The organism is Kitasatospora fiedleri, assembly GCF_948472415.1.
In the GTDB taxonomy this organism is placed as follows: domain Bacteria; phylum Actinomycetota; class Actinomycetes; order Streptomycetales; family Streptomycetaceae; genus Kitasatospora; species Kitasatospora fiedleri.
In genome coordinates this window covers 4,103,912-4,121,659 of record NZ_OX419519.1, presented here as the reverse complement: position 1 = coordinate 4,121,659, position 17,748 = coordinate 4,103,912, and the positions used below count along the sequence as shown (strand labels likewise).

Genomic DNA, 17,748 nt, shown 5'->3' with positions numbered 1-17,748 from the left:
GGCCCGGAGCGTCGGACGGCCGACCGCCACGGTTCGGGCACCGATTCCCCAACGATCGTGCAGAACAGGACGGACGAGGGATACGCCCGGGGGTAAGGAGCCTCTATGATCCGGCACATGCCCCAGGAAACCCCCCGCGCCGAAGTCCCGGACTTCGCCAGCCGCTTCCGGCGCCTGATAGCGGTGATCTACCCCAAGGACCTCGGCCGTCCCTGGCGGGACAGTGAGATCGCCGAAGGCACCGGCCTGAGCGGCACGTACATCGGCAACCTGCGCAAGGGCTCCCAGAAGCCGAGCCTGGAGAACGCCGTCCGGATCGCCCGGTTCTTCGGCGTCCCGCTCGACTACTTCTCCGATTCGGAGACCGCCCGCGCGGTGGAGCAGGACCTGCGCAAGATCGAGGCGCTGCGGGACGCCAGGGTCGAGCGGATCGCCATGCGGGCGGCCGGGCTGCCGCCGGAGATGCAGGACGCCGCACTCACTATTGTGGAGCAGTTGCGGCGGGCCGTGGGCCTGACCGACGGGCAGCCGGACGAGGCCGGCCCGGTGACGTGACGGAGCGCCAGCAGGTGCCGCTGGGACACTGGCGGCTGCCGGAAGGGGTCGACGTGCGGGGTGTGGGAAGCGGACTGGGCCGGACCCGGCGCCGGATGCGGGCGGTCGCGCGCGACCTGCGCCTGCCGCCGCTGAGCACCGTCGAGGAGTTGTGCGACGCGGTCTCGGCGCACCTGGGGCGTCCGATCCGGATCGCCCCGCGCCGGATGCGGGTCGGCGAGCCCTCCGGTTTCGTCGAGCGCCTGCCCGCCGAGGACGTCGTCCACGTCGAGCAGGAGACCTCCGGGCTGCACCGGGCGCACATCGTCTGCCACGAACTGGCCCACCTGCTGTGCGGCCACCTGACCGAGCCCGCGCTGCTCGACCCGGACACCGCCCGGGTCGAACTGCCCACCATCGACCCGGAGATGCTCCGGCTGGTGCTCGGCCGCTCGCACTACGACGACGCCGCCGAGGAGGAGGCCGAGGTGCTCGGCGCCGAGCTGATGCGCCTCCTGGTGCTCGCCCCGGGCGCCGGCACCACCTCGCAGCTCGCCCCCGCGTTGGAGCACCGCAAAGGACAGCATGTCTGAACTGCCGTACAACCTGGTCTACTTGGGTATCGGCAGCGCCGCCTGGCTGGTCGCCGCACTGAAGCTGCGGGCCTGGCGGCGCGACCCGTCGTTCGGGCTGCTGGTGGTCGCCCTGGCGATCGCCTCCCCGGCCACCGCCTTCCTGCTGGCCTCCCCGCTGCTGTACCGGGCGGTCGGGCACCTCACCGGCGTCGGCAACCTGGCCACCCTGTTCGTCTACCTCGGCATCGTCGGCTTCTCCGCCGCCGCCGTGGTGCTCGCCCTGGTCTGGACCCCGCCCGAGGAGCGCGCCGGCGCCCTGATCTGGGCGCCGCTGGACGACCGGCTGCGGCAGCTGGTGCGCCGCCGCGCCGCGGTGTTCGCCGCGCTCGTCCCCGTCCTGGCCGCGCTCTTCCTGGCCGGCGGCCCGTACCGGCCCGAGACGCCGCTCACCTTCGACACCACCTTCGCCCCGCGCACCGCCACCGCGCTGTTCCTGGCGCTCTACCAGGGCCTGTTCGCCTACGCGCTGATCGACATCGGCCGGGTCTGCCTCGGCCACGCCGCCCGGCTCCCCGAGGGCTGGCTGCGCCGCGGCATCCGGCTGCTCGCCCTCGGCGCGCTCACCGCCTGCGGCTACGTGCTGTGCAAGCTCGCCGCGATCGCCCTCGCCTACGCGGGCGTCGGCGGTGCCGAGTGGCTCAGCACCGCCCTCGGCCCGGCCTTCGCCGCCCTCGGCGCGATCGGCATCACCTGCGGTTTCGCCGGCCCGGCCGGCGCCGCCTGGGCCGCCCGCCGCCGCGACTTCCGTGCCCTGCGCCCGCTCTGGGACCTGGTCTACCGCGCCGACCGCCGCCTCGCCCTGGAGGGCCCGCCCTCCCCCGCCTGGCGCGAACGCGCCGCCCTGCGCGACCTGGAGTGGCGCACCACCCGGCGCGGGCTGGAGATCCGCGACGGACAGCTGACGCTCCGTCCGTTCGTCGACCCCGCCGCCGTGGACGCCGCGCGGCGGCTGGCCGGCCGGGCCTCGCTCGCCCGGAGCCACCGGGACGCCCTGGTGGTCGCCGCCGCGCTGCGCTCCGCCGTCGCCGCCCTGGCCGCCGGCACCCCGCCCCGCCCCCGCGAGGAGCAGGCCGCGCTGCCCGGCCTGGACACCGACCCGGCCGAGGAGCGGGCCCACCTGGTCCTGGTCGCCTGCTACCTGCGCTCCCCGCTGCTCGACCGTGCCCTGGAACCCCTCCCGTGACCACCCCGCCGCCACCGGCCCGGGACGCCTTCGCCGCCCTGGTCCTGCACCGGCGCCCGCAGCGCGCCCGGGTCGGCCTGACACTCGGCTTCGTCCGCACCTTCGCCGTCCCCGAGATCGCCGAAGTCCTGTCCGGCACCGGGAAGTTGGCGTCCGCGCCGAAGGCCCGGGCGAAGGCCACCGGCGCCATGATGTTCGCCCTGATCGGCCACGGCGTGGACAGCCCGGCGGGCCGGGAGACCGTCGCCGCACTCGCCGCGCTGCACCGCCTCCCCGGCGTGGACGCGGAGCTGATGCGCTACGTGCTGGCCTGCTTCACCGTCTGCCCGGTCACGTACGCGGCCGGGACCGCCGCCGAACGCGAGGCGGCCGCCGCCTTCGCCGCCGCGCTCGCCGGGGCACTCGGCCTGCCGCCGCTCCCCGGGCCCACCCTGGCCGAGACCGCCGCCTGGATGCGGGAGTTCGAAACCGCCCGGTTCGCCCCCAGCGAGGCCGGCCGGCAGCTCTGGCGGGCCGTCGCCCCGGTCTTCGCCGCCCGCCTCCCCGGCCCGCTCGCCCGCCACGCCCCCGCCTTCGCCGCGGCCCTCCTCGACCCCCCGCTGCGCGCCGCCTTCGCCGTCCCCCGCCCGCCCCTGCCGCTGCGCGCGGCCGCCCGGCTCGCCTTCCGCCTGCTGCGCTGACGGGACGGCACGCGCGCAGACGCCCGGCAGCGGGCCGGGCAGCACTGCGCGGTCGCTCAGCGGCGCGGGCCGGGCCGGGCAGCACTGCGCGGTCGCTCAGCGGCGCGGGCCGGGCCGGGCAGCACTGCGCGGTCGCTCAGCGGCGCGGGCCGTGCACCCGGCGGTAGCTCCAGGCCAGCAGGCCGAGCAGGATCAGGCCGGACAGGATCAGGCTCGACCCGGTCGCCCAGCCGGCCAGCGGCAGCGAGGGCACCAGCCCGGCGACGACGCCCGCGGCGATCAGGCCGAGTCCGGCGAGGACCGAGCCGGCGATCCGCCAGCCGGAGGCGACGCTCGCCTCGACGCCCTGCATGGCCTTGACCCGGACCGGCTCCACGAAGCGGGCGAAGGCGGGCACCGCGCGGGCGACCAGGACCATGCCGGCCAGCAGGAGCAGCATGCCCGGGCCGGGCAGCACCAGCAGCACCACGCCCACCACGATCAGGGCCACGCCGACCACCGCGAAGAGCACCCGGGCCACCGGGTGGACCTCCGTCGGGTCCGCTTCGAATCCCGGCCGCTGCTGCTGGTTCATCAGCCCACCCTAACCGGACGGCCCGCGGTTCCCGGTGCCCCGACACCGCCCCCGGCCGCCCGGGCACGCCTCGGGACACGCGTCGGGGCGCTCCTGTCCGACCGGACGGACGGCCGGGCGGACGGGAGGAGCGCCCCGACGGCGGGTCACATCCCGTTCTTGCGGATCGGGGTGTACTCGGCCAGCTTGGAGATCGGCTCCTCGTGCGAGACGCAGCCCTGGCTGCCGGAGTCCTCCAGGATGATCGCCCGGGTGTGCGCCGCGTCCGCCCAGCCGCCGAACAGCACCACGTGCTGCTCGTGGTCGCCGCTGGTGTGGTGGACGACCAGGGCGTCGCCCGGCTGGAGGTCCTTGCGGGCGATGTGGTGGGCGATGCCGGCCGACTCGCTGATCAGCGGGCCGGTGGTGGTGCCGGGGCCGGGCAGGCCCCAGGCGGCGGAGAGGAAGCCGGAGCAGTCGACCCGGTAGCCGTTGGTGACGGCGCCCTGGCTGTAGCCGAGCTTGCGCTTGACCCGCTCCATCGCCCGCTCCACCATCGCCTTGCGCTCGTCGGAGACCCCGTCCAGCTTGGGCTGGGCCTTGGCGCCGCCGCCCTCTCCGTTGCGCGGGTGCCGGTGGTCGGACCAGGCGTCCCAGCTGTTGCCGTTGACGATCCTGGTCTTCCAGTCGCCGGTCGAGCGGTCCTTGAGCTTCGGGCCGTCGTGCTTGCCGCCGGGGCCGCTGACGATCCCGGAGCCGTCGTTGCCGCTGGTGTCGTGGCCGCCGCTGCCGCCCGTCCCGCCACCGCCGCCGTCGGTCCCGGTGTGCGGCGAGGAGGGCTGCCCGGTGTGGCCGCCGCTGCCGCCGCTGCCTGCGCCGCCCTTGCCGTTGTCGACGCTGTCGATCCCGGTGCCGGGCGACTTGGGCCCGGTCTCCTCGGAGTGCTTGCGCTTGAGGTCCTCGGCGATCTTCCGCTCGACCTCCTCGTACGAGGTGATCAGCTGCTTGATCTTGGCCGCGTCCTCGCCCAGCTCCTTGGTGAGCCGCTCCTTGGTCTTCATCAGCGCCTCGGCCCGCGCGTTGATGGCCTGCACGTCCCGGGCCACCTCCGCCAGGATCGGGCCGGCCCCGAGGACGCCCATGATCCCGCCCGAGAACACGTCGGTGGCGGCCGCCTTCGCGACGGTCGCCTTGATGTGGCCGAGCTGCCCGGCCATCTCCTGCATCCGCTGGTTGACCTGCGTGAAGTCCTGCTGGATCTTCAGCAGTTCGCCCGGCTGGAAGCCGAACTCGTTCCCCGCCATCGTGTTGTTCCCCCTGTGGTCGGCCCGGCCCGTAGCGGTCGGGCCCGGTGCGGTGCGGTCGGTCGACGGTCGGTCGGCGCTACAGGACGTTGGCGAGCTGCTTGACCGAGTCGCCGAGCTGCCCGAGCTCGTCCGCGACGGAGTTCAGCTCGCGGACCCGGCCCTGCGCGTGCGAGACGAAGGCGTCCGCGGCCGCGCCGTGCCAGGTCAGCCCGCCGAGCACCGCGCTGACCTCGCGGCCGAGGCCGTCGACCTGCTTGCTCAGCTCGGCCAGCTCCTGGGCGATCTTGTTCAGCTCGGCGTCGGCGTCGCCGAACATCTTGCCGAGCGCCCAGTGCGCGATCTCGGCCGGAGCCATGACGATGTCCTCGCCGACCTTGACCACGTCACCGGCGAGGTGCTTGACGTCTCCCCACAGATCCATGACCGTCCCCCTGTTTCCCCGTGGATTCCCCGAAAGCCTGTTCCCCCAAGGCTAGTCAGTACCGGCCCCGGGGGAAACGGGCGGGTACGGGGTGGAAGCGGGCGGGTGTCGGCGGAACCGGCGCAGCGGCCGGGCGGCGGCGGCCGGACCCGGGCGGCGGCGGGCCGGACGCGGGGCGGGCCGGTTGTTCGCGGTCCGGCCGCCCGGCCTGTGACACTGGATGTGCTCGAAAACCGAGGTGCGCCCCGGCCCCCACTTTTTGCAACCTAGAGGGATGCCCGCAGTGAGTTCTCCCGTAGCCCAGCAGCCCGCCCCCACGTTCGCGGAGCTGGCCGCCCGGCTGCCCGGCGTGATGCTGCGCGACGCGCAGCGCCTCGGCCGCCGCCTGGAGGGCACCCGCAAGGTCAGGTCGGCCGAGGGCCGGCAGAAGGTGCTGACCGAGCTGGCCTCCGACTTCGACCGCTCCGAGTCCCGGGTGGCCGCCCGCCGGGCGGCGGTGCCGGTGATCCGGTACCCGCAGGAGCTGCCGGTCGCGCAGAAGAAGGACGAGATCCTGGCCGCCGTCCGCGACCACCAGGTGGTGATCGTGGCGGGCGAGACCGGCTCCGGCAAGACCACCCAGATCCCGAAGATCTGCCTGGAGCTGGGCCGCGGCGTCCAGGGCCTGATCGGCCACACCCAGCCGCGCCGGATCGCCGCCCGCACGGTCGCCGAGCGGGTCGCCGAGGAGCTGGACACCCCGCTGGGCGGGGCGGTCGGCTGGAAGGTCCGGTTCACCGACCAGGCCGGCCAGGACACCCTGGTGAAGCTGATGACGGACGGCATCCTGCTGGCCGAGATCCAGACCGACCGGGACCTGCGCCAGTACGACACCCTGATCATCGACGAGGCGCACGAGCGCAGCCTGAACATCGACTTCCTGCTCGGCTACCTCAAGCAGCTGCTGCCCCGCCGCCCCGACCTCAAGGTGGTCATCACCTCCGCCACCATCGACCCGGAGCGCTTCGCCGCGCACTTCGACGGCGCCCCGATCATCGAGGTCTCCGGCCGCACCTACCCGGTCGAGGTCCGCTACCGCCCGCTGGTCGAGGACGAAGACCTCGACGACGAGGACGGCAACGACCGGGACCGCGACCGGGACCAGATCCAGGGCATCTGCGACGCCGTCGAGGAGCTCCAGGCCGAGGGGCCCGGCGACGTCCTGGTGTTCCTCTCCGGCGAGCGCGAGATCCGCGACACCGCCGACGCACTGACCAAGCTGAGACTCAAGTCCACCGAGGTCCTGCCGCTGTACGCCCGGCTCTCCTCGGCCGAGCAGCACCGGGTGTTCCAGCGCTCCTCGCAGCGCCGGGTGGTGCTGGCCACCAACGTCGCCGAGACCTCGCTGACCGTCCCCGGCATCAAGTACGTGATCGACCCGGGCACCGCCCGGATCTCCCGCTACAGCCACCGCACCAAGGTGCAGCGGCTGCCGATCGAGGCGGTCAGCCAGGCCAGCGCCAACCAGCGCAAGGGCCGCTGCGGCCGCACCTCGGACGGCATCTGCATCCGGCTGTACTCGGAGGAGGACTTCCTCTCCCGCCCCGAGTTCACCGACGCCGAGATCCTGCGCACCAACCTGGCCTCGGTGATCCTGCAGATGACCGCGGCCGGCCTGGGCGACATCGCCGCCTTCCCGTTCCTCGACCCGCCGGACTCCCGGAACATCAAGGACGGCGTCAACCTGCTGCACGAGCTGGGCGCCCTCGACCCGGAGGAGAAGGACCACCGCAAGCGGCTGACCGAGCTGGGCCGCAAGCTCGCCCAGCTCCCGGTCGACCCGCGGATGGCCCGGATGGTGCTGGAGGCCGACCGCCTCGGCTGCGTCCGCGACGTGATGGTGATCGCCGCCGCGCTCTCCATCCAGGACCCGCGCGAGCGCCCGGCCGAGAAGCGCCAGGCCGCCGACGAGCGGCACCGCCGCTTCCAGTCGGAGACCTCCGACTTCCTGTCCTACCTGTCGATCTGGCGCTACGTGCGGGAGCAGCAGAAGGAGCTGTCCTCCTCGGCGTTCCGCCGGATGTGCAAGTCCGAGTTCCTCAACTACCTGCGGATACGGGAGTGGCAGGACGTCTACGTCCAGCTGCGCACCATCGCCAAGCAGCTCGGCGTCACCATCGACGAGCCACTCGACGACGCCGAACCGGACGCGGACCGGATCCACCAGGCGCTGCTCTCCGGCCTGCTCTCCCACCTGGGCCTGTTCGACGCGGAGAAGCGCGAGTACGCGGGCGCCCGCGGCGCCCGGTTCGCGGTGTTCCCGGGCTCGGGGCTGTTCAAGAAGCCGCCGCGCTGGGTGATGTCGGCCGAGCTGGTGGAGACCTCCCGGCTGTGGGCGCGGATCAACGCGAAGATCGAGCCGGAGTGGGTGGAGCCGCTGGCGGCGCACCTGATCAAGCGCAGCTACAGCGAGCCGCACTGGGAGAAGAAGGCCGGCGCGGTGCTGGCGTACGAGAGGGTCACGCTGTACGGCCTGCCGATCGTCGCCCAGCGGAAGGTCAACTACGGCCGGATCGACCCCCAGCTGTGCCGGGAGCTGTTCATCCGCTCGGCGCTGGTGGAGGGCGACTGGGAGACCCACCACCGGTTCTTCGCGGAGAACCGCAAGCTGCTCGACGAGGTCGAGGAGCTGGAGAACCGGGCCCGCCGCCGGGACATCCTGGTGGACGACCAGACCCTGTTCGACTTCTACGACGCCCGGCTGCCCGAGGACGTGGTCTCCGGGCGGCACTTCGACGCCTGGTGGAAGAAGACCCGGCGCGACCAGCCCGACCTGCTCAACTTCGAGAAGTCGATGCTGATCAACGACTCGGCGGACGGGATCACCGAGGCCGACTACCCGGACTTCTGGCAGCAGGGCAAGCTGCGCCTGCCGCTGACGTACCAGTTCGAGCCGGGCAGCGACGCGGACGGCGTGACGGTGCACATCCCGCTGGCGGTGCTCAACCAGGTGGTGTCGGAGGGCTTCGACTGGCAGATCCCCGGCCTGCGGGCGGAGCTGGTGACGGCCTGGATCCGCTCGCTGCCGAAGGCGGTCCGGCGCAACTTCGTCCCGGCCCCGGACTACGCGCGGGCCGCGATGCGCGAGCTGACGGACCGCCGGGAGCCGCTGCTGCCGACGCTGGAGCGGGTGCTGCACCGGATGTCGGGCCTGCCGATCCCGCCGGAGGCGTGGGACGAGGAGCGCGTCCCGGACCACCTGAAGGTGACCTTCCGGGTGGTGGACGGCAAGCGGAAGCTCGCCGAGTCCAAGGACCTGGAGGAGCTGCGGCGCGAACTCCGGCCGAAGCTGTCCGCGACGCTCTCCAGCGCCGCCTCCGGCCGGGGCATCGAGCGCACCGGCCTGACCGCCTGGCCGGAGGACCTGCCGGTCCTCCAGCGCACCTTCGAGCAGCGCTCCCGGGGCCACTCGCTGCGCGCCTACCCGGCGCTGGTGGACGAGGGCGCCTCGGTGGGCATCAAGCTGTTCGACACCCCGGAGGCCCAGCAGCGGGCGATGTGGGCGGGCACCCGCCGGCTGCTGATGCTCCGGGTGAACTCCCCGGCCAAGCCGATCCAGGGCCGGCTGGGCAACCAGGCCAAGCTCGCCCTGTCGTACAACCCGCACGGGTCGGTCCAGGCCCTGTTCGAGGACGTCGTGGCGGCGGCGACCGACCGCCTGATGGAGCTCAACGGCGGGGTGGTCTGGGAGGCGGAGGCGTTCGGGGCGCTGTACGACAAGGTCCGGGCGGACCTGTACGAGCTGTCGGCGGACACCACGCTGAAGACCGCGTCGGCGCTGATCGCCTTCCACAAGGCGTCGACCCGGCTGAAGTCGGTCTCCAGCCCGGTGCTGCTCTCCGCGGTGAACGACGTCCGGCTGCACCTGGCCTCGCTGGTGCACCCGGGCTTCGTGGCCGGGACGGGCTGGCAGCGCCTGGGCGACCTGAAGCGCTACCTGCTGGCGGTGGACCGCCGCCTGGAGGCGCTGCCCAACCACCCGCAGCGGGACCTGCAGAACCTGGTGAAGGTCCAGGCGGTGCAGCAGGCGTACGGGGAGCTGCTGGCGAAGGTGCCGGCGGGCCGGGAGCCGTCGCCGGAGATCAGGGCGGTGCGCTGGATGATCGAGGAGCTGCGGGTGAGCTTCTTCGCCCAGGGGCTGGGCACGCCGAGCCCGGTGTCGGAGAAGCGCATCCTCAAGGCGATGGAGGCCGCCGCGGCGTCCCTCTGAGGCGGGTCGGGAGCCGGCTCCGGGGGCTCCGGAGCCGGTTCGACCTGGGGGGTCGCCATGCAGTACAGTCTGTCTTGTTCGCAGGCGAGAGCAGGCGGGCAAGGATCAGAACACTGGTCCCGTGGAGCAGTTGGTTAGCTCGCCACCCTGTCAAGGTGGAGGTCGCGGGTTCAAGTCCCGTCGGGATCGCAGTAGCGTAAGGCCCGGAACCGTATGGTTCCGGGCCTTATCGCGTTTCCGGAGCCCGGCGCAAGGCGCGCGACTGTGACGACCGTCACTGGACGGCTTTTGAGATGCCACTTCGGGAGCATCTCCGCAAAGCGCCCTGATTTAATATATAAAATTGCACTGCCTTTCCCGGCTACGCCCCCCTGCGATGATCATCCGAAAGGGAATGCCGGATTCCGCCCGGAACCCCTTCCGGAGCACCCGCACCCCCTCCCCCGCCCGCCCCGCGGACCGGCCCCGGACATGCCGGAGGGCCGCCCCTTCCGACCCGGCGGAGTCGGAAGGCGGCGGCCCTCAAGCTGTCGGCCGCGCCCCGACCCGGCGGAGTCGGGGGGCTGCCGGAACGAACGGGGGGATCAGACCTCGGTGCGCTGGGCCGGAATACCGGCCAGCAGGGCACGCACCTCCGCCTCGCGGTAGCGGCGGTGGCCGCCGAGAGTCCGGATCGACGTGAGCTTGCCTGCCTTGGCCCAGCGGGTCACGGTCTTCGGGTCCACACGAAACATCGTGGCGACCTCTGCCGGCGTCAGCAGGGGCTCGGCGTCAGGGGTACGAGCGGTCATGAGCGGCCTCCTCGGGAGAACCGAACCAGGGCGGTTCTATCCTTCAAATTCTGCACCTTGGCCCCCGATGCCCGAAATGGCACGGACGGGCCGAGTCGGTTATAGGACGAACGGCTTGTCCTGGTGTCTACAACTACACCATCCGTCCAGCCCCATCGGCCAAACCGCCAAAATTGACCCCTCACGGGTTCAAGAGCGACGGAAGGCCCCGGACCACCCCATAGCGGACAGTCACGCAGCGGTGACGTCCGGTCACGGTGCGGCACGCCTGAGTGAGCTTGGGCTGGTTGTCCCATTTTGGCATATAGGTCTGAGTTCGCGTCAACGGTGAGTAGTATCACGTTCCGTGGGGATTGACCCGATCCGGGACCATGGTCCCGGTAACCGCGCCAATGGTATGGACCATCCTCCCCCGGTCGCCGGAGTTCGGCCAGAGGCAATTTTCTGACGCCCCGTCACCTCCCCCGGCCGCCCCGCCCCCACACCGCCCCCACGCCGCCCCCACGCCGCCCGGACCTGCCACGGCCCGCTCAGGACGCCTGCCGCAGCGCCAGCACCCGCCGCCAGCGCGCCGTCAGCCCCTCGTAGGCCCGCAGCGCCGCCGCGGTGTCCCCGGCCCGCAGGGCGCCCAGCCCGTCCGCCAGTTCGCCCACCGAGCGCTCCTCGGCCAGCGCCCGCGGGCCCAGCAGCCGGGCCAGGCCGCCGTAGTCCAGCTCGACCAGCGAGCGCGGGTGGAACTCCTCCAGCCAGCGCCCGACCTCCTCCGCGCCGTCCGCCAGCGGCCCGCCCGGCGCCCTCCCCCGGCCCTCGGCCGGGGGAGCCCCCTTCCGCAGCAGCCGGTAGGCCCGGGCCACCCGGCGGCGGGCCTGCACCATCGGCGTCAGGTAGAACAGCGCGGCCGGCTCCGGCCGCTCGCCCTCCCCCGAGGAGCCGTACTCCCCCGCCGGCACGTGCCGGCGGTCCTCCTCGCCGAACGGCAGGAACCAGCGCAGCGGCACCTCCCAGCGGCTGGAGGCGATCCACGGCCGGGCGTCGGGGTGCTCCTGCTGCCAGCGCGCCCGGTCCGCCTCCGCGGCCGTCCGCAGGGCCGGCGGCAGCACGGTGTCCACCAGGTGCGCGGGCAGCGTCCGCTGCAGCTCCTGGAGCGCCAGCCAGCTGCGCAGCCGGGTCGTCCAGGGGCAGACGTAGACCACCCCGTCCAGCGCCCGCACGAAGGCCCGTCCGTCCTCCCGGGCGGGCAGCGGACGGGGCGTCAGGGCCGCCAGGCCCGCCAGCGCGGCCCGCTGCTCGGCCAGCGCCGCCGCGGTCACCGGCCGCCCCGGCCCCTCGGCGTCGGGGCCGTGCTCGGCGGCGTACGCCTGCCAGCGGGCGCGGTCGGGCTCGGGGAAGGCGGCCAGCGGCTCGTAGACCCGCAGCTGCGCGGTGTACGGAGGAAGCACGGTCGTGCGCCAGACGGTCACGCCCGGCATCGTCGCACGCGCCCGCGGGAACCGTCAGGGTGTCGCGCGGACGGCTTCGGTCGTTGTCCTCCGGGGGCCCCCGAAGGGCGGATTCGAAGGTGTTCCCGAGGCTAGGCTTCCACTCAGACGCCCGCACCACCGCCGCGGGCCATCCTTACTGGAGTCACCACCGTGACCGACGTACACACCACGCACACCGCACCAGGCGTGCTGAGCCGGGTCTTCGGCACCGACCGGGACGGCGAGGGGCACGAGCAGGTCGTGCTCTGCCACGACCGCTCCTCCGGCCTCAAGGCGATCATCGCCATCCACTCCACCGCCCTCGGCCCGGCCCTGGGCGGCACCCGCTTCTTCCCGTACGGCACCGAGGAGGAGGCGCTCCAGGACGCGCTGAACCTCTCCCGCGGGATGAGCTACAAGAACGCCCTCGCCGGGCTCGACCTCGGCGGCGGCAAGGCCGTGATCATCGGCGATCCCGAGAAGGTCAAGAACGAGGCGCTGCTGCGCGCCTACGGGCGCTTCGTGCAGTCCCTGCGCGGCCGCTACATCACCGCCTGCGACGTGGGCACCTACGTGCGGGACATGGACGTGGTGGCCCGGGAGACCGAGTTCGTCACCGGCCGCTCGCCCGAGCACGGCGGCGCCGGCGACTCCTCGATCCTGACCGCCTTCGGCGTCTTCCAGGGCATGCGGGCCTCGGCCCAGGCCCGCTGGGGCCGGCCCACCCTGCGCGGCAAGCGGGTCGGCGTGGCCGGCGTCGGCAAGGTCGGCCACTACCTGGTGGGCCACCTGGTCGCGGACGGCGCCACCGTGGTCGTCACCGACGTCTCCGAGGCCGCCGTGAACCGGGTCCGGGCCACCCACCCGGAGGTCGAGGTGGTGGCCGACACCGGCGCCCTGCTGGCCTCCGCGCTTGACGTCTACGCCCCCTGCGCGCTCGGCGGCGCGCTCACCGACGACACCGTCGCCGCGCTGGGCGCGGCCGGCACCGCGGTCGTCTGCGGCGCGGCCAACAACCAGCTCTCCCACCCGGGCGTCGAGAAGGACCTCGCCGACCGCGGCATCCTGTACGCGCCCGACTACCTGGTGAACTCCGGCGGCGTGATCCAGGTCGCCGACGAGATCGAGGGCTTCAACTTCGACCGGGCCAAGACCAAGGCGACGGGGATCTTCGACACCACCCTGGAGATCTTCACCCGGGCCGCCGCCGACGGCGTCCCGCCCGCGGTGGCCGCCGACCGGCTCGCCGAGAAGCGGATGCGGGAGATCGGCGCGCTGCGCTCGGTGCTGCTCCCGGGGGCCCGCCGGGGCTGACCCGGACCGCCCGTGCGCGCGGGGCCGGCGCCGCCCGGCCCCGCGCATCACGATGTGGAACCGGATTCTCAGTCCGTCCCCCGATCGGGCGATGCCGCGCCCCCTTCGGGGGATAATCTCTGCAGGAACGACGGGACCGGCCCTGGGTCGGACAGCCTGCGAAAGCCCCGTAATTCCCCTCTGACCTGGGCGGACCTGGTTCGGAGGGGTTCGGGTGCGCGCCACGTCACACCGGCGACGTACCGTCCGGCGGCGGAAACAGGTACCGTTAATGCTCCAAGGGACGGTCTCCCACTTCGGGCAGGCCGGACCTGATCATCAACACGTGTCAGACTCGGGGCCGTGAGCCCCACCGTTGAGGGGGTCGACCCATGGGGCGCGGCCGGGCCAAGGCCAAGCAGACGAAGGTCGCCCGCGAGCTGAAGTACAACAGCGGCGGGTTCGACGCAAACCGTCTGTCGAATGAGCTGGGTGTATCTCCGTCGACCGCGATCGAGCCTGAGCCGATCGAGGACGACGACGAGGACGACCCCTACGCGGCGTACGCGGACAAGTACAACCACGACGACGAGGAAGAGGACACCCCTCCGGCTCGTCGTCGCGCGTAACGCCCTCCGACCCGGCCGGTCCGAGCGCTCCCCGTGAGCGCCGGGCCGGTTTTCGGCGTCCCGCCGCAGCGCGCCCCGGGGCGCGGGGCGGGTGGGGCGGACGGGGCGTGCGAAGGGCCCCACCGCGGTGCGGCGGGGCCCCTCACCGTGCCTCGGGTCAGAACGACTCGTAGGAGTTGTACAGCGCGGCGCCGCCGTCGTGCTCGGCGGTGCGCTCGACCACGTCGCCGAGCAGCCAGGCCTCCACGTCGCGGTCCTCCAGGACGGCGAGCACCGCGTCGACCGACTCCGGCGGGACGACGGCGACCATGCCGACGCCCATGTTCAGGGTCTTCTCGATCTCCAGCGTCTGCACCGCGCCGACCTTGGCGACGGTGCGGAACACCGGCAGCGGCGACCAGGTGCCGCGGTCGAGGCGGGCGTGCAGGCCGTCCGGGATGACCCGGGCCAGGTTGGCGGCCAGGCCGCCGCCGGTGACGTGCGAGAAGGCGTGGACCTCGGTGGCCCGGGTCAGCGCCAGGCAGTCCAGCGAGTAGATCCGCGTCGGCTCCAGCAGCTCCTCGCCCAGGGTGCGGCCGAACTCCTCGACCCGGCGGTCCAGCGACCAGCCGGCCCGCTCCAGCAGCACGTGCCGCACCAGCGAGTAGCCGTTGGAGTGCAGGCCGGAGGCGGCCATCGCGATCACCACGTCGCCCGCCCGGACCCGGTCCGGGCCGAGCAGCGCATCGGCCTCGACCACGCCGGTGCCGGCACCCGCGACGTCGTACTCGTCCGGGCCGAGCAGGCCCGGGTGCTCGGCGGTCTCGCCGCCGACCAGCGCGCAGCCGGCCAGCGTGCAGCCCTCGGCGATGCCCTTGACGATCGCGGCGACCCGCTCCGGGACGACCTTGCCGACGCAGATGTAGTCGGTCATGAACAGCGGTTCGGCGCCGCACACCACCAGGTCGTCGACGACCATGGCGACCAGGTCGTGGCCGATGGTGTCGTGCTTGTCCATGGCCTGGGCGATGGCGACCTTGGTGCCGACGCCGTCGGTGGCGGTGGCCAGCAGCGGGCGCTCGTAGCGCTTGAAGGCGGAGGCGTCGAACAGCCCGGCGAAGCCGCCGAGCCCGCCGACCACCTCGGGCCGGTTGCTCTTCCTCACCCACTGCTTCATCAGCTCGACGGCACGGTCGCCGGCCTCGATGTCGACACCCGCGGCGGCGTAGGTCGCCCCGGTCTCGTTGCTGGTCACCTGGTGTGGCCCTTTCGAAGTGGTGGTGCTGCCTCCCCGGCCGGGGCCGGGACGGGGTGCCCCCGGCGTCCGGCGCCGGGGGCGGTGCGCACGGTTACGGGCGGCGCAGCGCGTCCGCCGCGCCGGCGCCACCCAGCAGCGACTGCACGCCGTCGAGGTCGCTGGTCTGCTTGCCGCCGCGGACGGGCTGCTTGGCCTGGCCGCCGGCGATTTCCGCCTCCAGCAGCAGCTTGCCGAGCAGCGCCGGGTCGGGCAGCTCCATCGGGTACTCGCCGTCGAAGCAGGCCCGGCAGAGCTGGTCCTTGGGCTGCTTGGTGGCCTCGATCATCCCGTCGATCGAGATGTAGGCCAGCGAGTCGGCGCCCAGCGAGCGGCCGATCTCCTCGACCGAGAGGCCGTTGGCGATCAGCTCGGCGCGGGTGGCGAAGTCGATGCCGAAGAAGCACGGCCACTTCACCGGCGGGGAGGAGATCCGGATGTGCACCTCGGCGGCGCCGGCCTCGCGCAGCATCCGCACCAGCGCGCGCTGGGTGTTGCCGCGGACGATCGAGTCGTCCACGACCACCAGGCGCTTGCCCCGGATGACTTCCTTGAGCGGGTTGAGCTTGAGCCGGATGCCGAGCTGGCGGATGGTCTGGTTGGGCTGGATGAAGGTGCGGCCCACGTAGGCGTTCTTCACCAGGCCGGAGCCGAACGGGATGCCGCTGGCCTCGGCGTACCCGATCGCGGCGGGGGTGCCGGACTCGGGCGTGGCTATCACCAGGTCGGCCTCGACCGGGGCCTCGGCGGCCAGCTTGCGGCCCATCTCCACCCGGGAGAGGTGCACGTTGCGGCCGGCGATGGTGGTGTCCGGGCGGGCCAGGTAGACGTACTCGAAGACGCAGCCCTTGGGCTTGGCCTCGGCGAAGCGCGAGGTGCGCATGCCGTTCTCGTCGATGGCGATCAGCTCGCCGGGCTCCACCTCGCGGATGAAGCTGGCGCCGACGATGTCGAGGGCGGAGGTCTCGGAGGCGACCACCCAGCCGCGCTCGATCCGGCCGAGCACCAGCGGGCGGATGCCCTGCGGGTCGCGGGCGGCGTAGAGCGTGTGCTCGTCCATGAAGACCAGCGAGAAGGCGCCCTTCACCCCGGGGAGGACCTTGCGGGCCGTCTCCTCGATGGTGAGGTCCGGGTGGCCGGCCAGCAGGGCGGTCAGCAGGTCGGTGTCGTTGGTGGCCGCGGTCCGGCCGGAGCGGGAGACGTGCTCCTCGCCCGGCAGTTCGGCGACCATCGCCGCGAGTTCGGCGGTGTTGACCAGGTTTCCGTTGTGGCCGAGGGCCAGCGAGCCGTGGACGGTCGCGCGGAAGGTCGGCTGGGCGTTCTCCCAGACCGAGGACCCGGTGGTCGAGTAGCGGGCATGTCCGACGGCGATATGCCCGTGCAGCGACCCCAGGGAGGTCTCGTCGAAGACCTGGGAGACGAGTCCCATGTCCTTGAAGACGAGGATCTGGGAGCCGTTGCTCACTGCGATGCCCGCGGATTCCTGTCCGCGGTGCTGCAGGGCATAGAGGCCGAAGTACGTGAGCTTCGCGACCTCCTCGCCGGGGGCCCAGACCCCGAAGACGCCGCAAGCGTCCTGGGGGCCCTTCTCGCCGGGGAGCAGGTCGTGATTGAGTCGTCCGTCACCACGTGGCACGTCTCCGAGTCTAGGGCAGCCCGGGCGAACGGCCTGATGGCAGCCTCCTGGTACGCGCGTAGACACCGCCTCTTACCAGCTTTCCGCACAGCGGGTGGCCACCTTCACGCCCTTGTCATCAGGCTTTCGCACAGTGGACGGGCGGGTCGAACGTGAGCCTGCTCACGCTGGGTGATCGCGGGGCGGGCGGGGGGCCTGCGGGGGCCGCGGGGGCCGCGAGGGCGGGCGATCAGGCGGCGGGCAGCAGCAACCGCCAGGAGGCCGGGCGGACCGTCCAGGTGCGGTGGCGGACCGGGCCGACCGGGCAGCCGTCCGCCTCGTAGCCGAAGCCGCGCCCCGCGACGGTCAGCCGGTCGGTCCGGTGGCGCAGCGGGCTGCCGTCGAGGTCCAGGGCGAGTTCCATGGCGCCGTCGACCACGGCCACCCGCAGGTGGCGCACCCGCTGGTGCACGTCGGCCAGCAGCCGGCCGTCGGCCTCGATGCGCAGTTCCTCCGGGCCGGCCGGGCTCGCCTGCTCGGTCGCAGCCAATTTCGCCCATAGCGAACGCCAGCCGCCCTCCCCGCCCGCCGGCCGTGCGGACCCCCGCGGCCCGGGCGGCCCGGACCGGTGAAGCGCACCTCGGCGAGCACCACGCCGCCGCCGTCGTCGAGCAGCAGGTCCAGTCGGCGGGCGGTGCCGGCCAGCACCGCGCGGGCCGCCGCCACCGGCTCGGCGGGCACCCCGAGCAGCCGGGCGGTGGCGGTAGCCACCGGGCCGCCGACCGGGACCAGCCCGACCGGGTCGGCGTCCAACTCCCGCTGCCGGTGCAGGGCCTGGAGCACCCGCTGGAGCGCCTGGTCGGAGCCGATCACCACGGCCCGGCGCCGGCCCCGGTGGGCGAGCACCCGGTCCAGCTCGGACGGGCTCTCGGGCAGCGCGACCTTCACGTCGGCGCCGCCGCACAGCACGTCCTTGGCGATCCGCACCGATTCGCCGTCGGCCTCCCGGGCCGACGGATCGAGCAGCACCAGCAGCGGCCCGGGGCGCTCGGCGTCCGCCGGGGGGCGGGATACGGGCGTGGACAGCGACGACACGACCGGTCCTTCCTCAGGTAATCTCTCGGT

16 protein-coding genes and 1 tRNA gene are annotated in these 17,748 nt (G+C 73.3%); 9 read left to right on the top strand and 8 right to left on the bottom strand.

Annotated elements, in window-relative coordinates; genetic code table 11:
• The first annotated feature begins 117 nt into the window (after positions 1-117).
• The 4 genes from QMQ26_RS19080 to QMQ26_RS19065 all read left to right on the top strand — a co-directional run bounded on the left by QMQ26_RS19080 (position 118) and on the right by QMQ26_RS19065 (position 3,032).
• Positions 118-555, top strand: a complete 438-nt coding sequence (locus QMQ26_RS19080; protein WP_158585451.1) for a helix-turn-helix domain-containing protein — start codon at positions 118-120, stop codon at positions 553-555.
• 95 nt (positions 556-650) lie between these two features.
• Entirely contained in the window at positions 651-1,127 is a 477-nt protein-coding gene (locus QMQ26_RS19075) for a hypothetical protein (protein ID WP_282202091.1), read from the top strand.
• Positions 1,120-2,352 carry an MAB_1171c family putative transporter gene (locus QMQ26_RS19070; protein WP_100837084.1) on the top strand — a complete coding sequence of 411 codons (1,233 nt, stop codon included), beginning with the start codon at positions 1,120-1,122 and terminating at the stop codon, positions 2,350-2,352. Before QMQ26_RS19075 ends, QMQ26_RS19070 begins: the two co-directional genes overlap by 8 nt.
• On the top strand, positions 2,349-3,032 hold the full coding sequence (locus tag QMQ26_RS19065; RefSeq protein WP_100837085.1) for an oxygenase MpaB family protein: 684 nt from the start codon (positions 2,349-2,351) through the stop codon (positions 3,030-3,032). The genes QMQ26_RS19070 and QMQ26_RS19065 overlap by 4 nt, the downstream gene beginning before the upstream one ends.
• Positions 3,033-3,168: 136 nt before the next feature.
• Here QMQ26_RS19065 and QMQ26_RS19060 read toward each other — a convergent pair whose 3' ends face one another.
• From QMQ26_RS19060 to QMQ26_RS19050, 3 genes are all read right to left on the bottom strand, one after another.
• On the bottom strand, positions 3,169-3,606 hold the full coding sequence (locus QMQ26_RS19060; protein ID WP_100837086.1) for a PGPGW domain-containing protein: 438 nt from the start codon (positions 3,604-3,606) through the stop codon (positions 3,169-3,171).
• A gap of 146 nt (positions 3,607-3,752) precedes the next feature.
• Complete coding sequence (locus tag QMQ26_RS19055) at positions 3,753-4,889, bottom strand: NlpC/P60 family protein (protein WP_282202090.1); 1,137 nt, start codon at positions 4,887-4,889, stop codon at positions 3,753-3,755.
• 79 nt (positions 4,890-4,968) lie between these two features.
• Complete coding sequence (locus tag QMQ26_RS19050) at positions 4,969-5,313, bottom strand: WXG100 family type VII secretion target (RefSeq protein WP_100837088.1); 345 nt, start codon at positions 5,311-5,313, stop codon at positions 4,969-4,971.
• Positions 5,314-5,587: 274 nt separating this feature from the next.
• On the opposite strand from QMQ26_RS19050, the gene hrpA reads away from it, so the two are divergent.
• Together hrpA and QMQ26_RS19040 are read left to right on the top strand one after the other, a co-directional pair.
• Entirely contained in the window at positions 5,588-9,562 is a 3,975-nt protein-coding gene (gene hrpA / locus QMQ26_RS19045; protein WP_282202089.1) for an ATP-dependent RNA helicase HrpA, read from the top strand.
• Positions 9,563-9,677: 115 nt separating this feature from the next.
• Positions 9,678-9,751 (top strand) — tRNA-Asp (locus tag QMQ26_RS19040).
• A gap of 395 nt (positions 9,752-10,146) precedes the next feature.
• Here QMQ26_RS19040 and bldC read toward each other — a convergent pair.
• Both bldC and QMQ26_RS19030 read right to left on the bottom strand, forming a co-directional pair.
• Complete coding sequence (gene bldC / locus QMQ26_RS19035) at positions 10,147-10,353, bottom strand: developmental transcriptional regulator BldC (protein WP_030459248.1); 207 nt, start codon at positions 10,351-10,353, stop codon at positions 10,147-10,149.
• A 530-nt stretch (positions 10,354-10,883) separates the two neighbouring features.
• The gene (locus QMQ26_RS19030; protein ID WP_282202088.1) at positions 10,884-11,822 is read right to left on the bottom strand and encodes a hypothetical protein; all 939 of its coding nucleotides are present in this window, start codon (positions 11,820-11,822) and stop codon (positions 10,884-10,886) included.
• A 162-nt stretch (positions 11,823-11,984) separates the two neighbouring features.
• Here QMQ26_RS19030 and QMQ26_RS19025 point away from each other — a divergent pair, with 162 nt between their 5' ends.
• On the top strand, positions 11,985-13,127 hold the full coding sequence (locus QMQ26_RS19025; RefSeq protein WP_282202087.1) for a Glu/Leu/Phe/Val dehydrogenase dimerization domain-containing protein: 1,143 nt from the start codon (positions 11,985-11,987) through the stop codon (positions 13,125-13,127).
• Positions 13,128-13,498: 371 nt separating this feature from the next.
• Complete coding sequence (locus tag QMQ26_RS19020) at positions 13,499-13,735, top strand: DUF3073 domain-containing protein (protein ID WP_100837092.1); 237 nt, start codon at positions 13,499-13,501, stop codon at positions 13,733-13,735.
• A 157-nt stretch (positions 13,736-13,892) separates the two neighbouring features.
• On the opposite strand, the gene purM is transcribed toward QMQ26_RS19020, so the two are convergent.
• From purM to QMQ26_RS19005, 3 genes are all read right to left on the bottom strand, one after another.
• The gene (gene purM, locus QMQ26_RS19015; protein ID WP_100837093.1) at positions 13,893-14,969 is read right to left on the bottom strand and encodes a phosphoribosylformylglycinamidine cyclo-ligase; all 1,077 of its coding nucleotides are present in this window, start codon (positions 14,967-14,969) and stop codon (positions 13,893-13,895) included.
• 94 nt (positions 14,970-15,063) lie between these two features.
• The gene (gene purF, locus QMQ26_RS19010; RefSeq protein WP_100837094.1) at positions 15,064-16,644 is read right to left on the bottom strand and encodes an amidophosphoribosyltransferase; all 1,581 of its coding nucleotides are present in this window, start codon (positions 16,642-16,644) and stop codon (positions 15,064-15,066) included.
• 229 nt (positions 16,645-16,873) lie between these two features.
• The gene (locus QMQ26_RS19005) at positions 16,874-17,173 is read right to left on the bottom strand and encodes a hypothetical protein (RefSeq protein ID WP_282202086.1); all 300 of its coding nucleotides are present in this window, start codon (positions 17,171-17,173) and stop codon (positions 16,874-16,876) included.
• A 44-nt stretch (positions 17,174-17,217) separates the two neighbouring features.
• On the opposite strand from QMQ26_RS19005, the gene QMQ26_RS19000 reads away from it, so the two are divergent.
• Positions 17,218-17,739 carry a hypothetical protein gene (locus QMQ26_RS19000; protein ID WP_282202085.1) on the top strand — a complete coding sequence of 174 codons (522 nt, stop codon included), beginning with the start codon at positions 17,218-17,220 and terminating at the stop codon, positions 17,737-17,739.
• Positions 17,740-17,748 lie beyond the last annotated feature (9 nt).